General features: G+C 35.8%; 2 protein-coding genes and 1 pseudogene. 2 read left to right on the top strand and 1 reads right to left on the bottom strand.

The features are described 5' to 3' along the window. Positions 1 to 264 precede the first annotated feature (264 nt). Entirely contained in the window at positions 265 to 795 is a 531-nt protein-coding gene (locus IC21_RS11600; protein WP_017554544.1) for a hypothetical protein, read from the bottom strand. Between the two features lie 100 nt (positions 796 to 895). Between IC21_RS11600 and IC21_RS11595 the strand changes: the two genes are divergently transcribed. Continuing rightward, the gene (locus IC21_RS11595; RefSeq protein ID WP_029142932.1) at positions 896 to 1,441 is read left to right on the top strand and encodes a hypothetical protein; all 546 of its coding nucleotides are present in this window, start codon (positions 896 to 898) and stop codon (positions 1,439 to 1,441) included. 62 nt (positions 1,442 to 1,503) lie between these two features. Next, positions 1,504 to 1,717 (top strand): annotated as a pseudogene (locus IC21_RS16355) (zinc ribbon domain-containing protein); the annotation flags it as partial. Positions 1,718 to 1,906 lie beyond the last annotated feature (189 nt).

The following is a 1,906-nucleotide window of genomic DNA, read 5'->3' as shown; positions in this document are numbered from 1 at the left end:
AAAAAATAGATGGAAAAATTTTCTAAATGTGGATAAGTCATTTTATCATAAAACATCTAAAAATTGATGAATTTACTCTTCAGAACTGTGCGTTGATGACGTAATTTGCGAAATCTTATGATTTTGAGTATAATTGATTCATGGTGAGTCCTCCCTGAGTATCAATTAAGGGCCCATTTTTTCTTTGATGCTTTGGACACCATCTATCGTATCAGGGGGGCTCATTTTTGTGCAAACCTCAAATTTCTTTGATTACATGAATGCTTAGTATCCATATTTATAATGAGTTTTACATCCAGGGACAACTAAATATTGATCTCCCTTTAGAGCGTATGCAGTTCCTGTTAGATAAGCTGTGGCACCTTTAGTTTTAGAAATTGGAATCGTATCCGATACTGAACTACCGAGTGCCCCAACTCCACTTATCTCATAAATTCTGGGTGTATGTCCGCTGTCATACACTACTTTTATTGTTCCATCAAAGTAATATGGCCATTTCGTAGCTGGCTTGACGTACCAGTATAATTGACCCCCGCCAACATATGTTATCTTAGATATACCACCTGAACCATATTTTGTATTGAGTTCAGGATCTGTAGGGATAAAAAGAGGATTTGTTTCAGAAACAGTGGAGACTGAACTTGTCGAGTTACCTTGGTCATTGAGATCACTTGTTGCATTGATAGTTATTTCGTCGGTTGAATCCGGTGATTCTGCAATTGCTGGTTTGTTTCCGATAAAACCAGAAAAGAAAAGAGCTAGGACAATAACAGCAAGGATAAAAACTTTTTTCATACACACATACCCCTTTTGATTTTTGTTGTAATAATATAAAAATTATAAATGAATCAGAAGTGGATAACAAGTAAAATTCATTACAGAAAGAAGGAATATTGTGATCAACGTAGGAGATGTGATTTCTTATAACTTTAATTTTTTAATCTATATTCATAACGCTTATACCAATTTGGAAAATGAAGGCGATAAGTTTCCTTATCTGCCTCTTGAAAGAGAAGGTTTTATTGATAGGAAGTCTTTCTTAGAAAAGGGTAAAGAGATATGGGGGGAATGTTTGCGTTCAAATATACAGGAAGAAGATATACAATATTGGTTAGCGAAAAAATTTGATTTTCGAGGTTTATTTTCCAAAAATGATTATGGTGAAAGGAATTATCGATTGTTGCGAAAGACGTTTAATTGTTGGTTTGGGGAAATCGGATATCGAAGCTTAGAATTGCAGGGAGAAGTATGGGTACCCTATGTTTACGAACAATTGGCTAAAAATAATGAAAAAGATGATTGCAATATTTTTTTGGAAATTATCTTTGATGAGGGGCCTAAAGAGTGGAAAATATATTCTGACCAGCATTACTTTATTACGATCCACGATCATCCAATGAATGGATCTCATATTCTGCTCGATATATTTAAAAATGATTGAAAAATATTGGGTGTGGCATATTCGTCATACCTCTAAAATCCCGTTCAACCCATATGGATCAAGTAGCTGTATCCAAAATCTTTCCCAGTTCCAGTTCCCAACTGTGTTCGTGCTGCAAGCTACCAAAATAAAGACGTTAAAAACCTGCCAGTACGGGAATGGGAATGTCCGAATTGCCATATCCGCCATACAAACCGGGATTTGACCGCAAGTATCAATCTTAAAAATGAGGTCATAAGGCTTCTAACCGTAGGAACTGCGGGAATTGCCTGCTAAATAAATATTCAACAAAAAAGAGAGGGGAAATTTTGTGAAAAAATATGAAGGAATATCTTTTGCGCTCTTCATTTTTTCGGCATTGGTTTATTTAACGTTTTTCCGAAAGAAGTCTCCCATCCTCAAGGAATGTGAAGGTGCGAATCGCACCAATGAGTAGGTGGGAGATGAATTTCGGTTGGCTTTAGC

It is taken from the genome of Heyndrickxia coagulans DSM 1 = ATCC 7050, from assembly GCF_000290615.1.
GTDB classification, from domain to species: Bacteria; Bacillota; Bacilli; order Bacillales; family Bacillaceae_C; genus Weizmannia; species Weizmannia coagulans.
The sequence above is the reverse complement of the archived record's forward strand: the minus strand, read 5'-3'. Positions and strand labels throughout refer to the sequence as shown.

Excerpts from the sequence above, each read along its gene's own strand:
- IC21_RS11600 (WP_017554544.1), bottom strand. The coding sequence starts at position 795 with ATGAAAAAAGTTTTTATCCTTGCTGTTATTGTCCTAGCTCTTTTCTTT.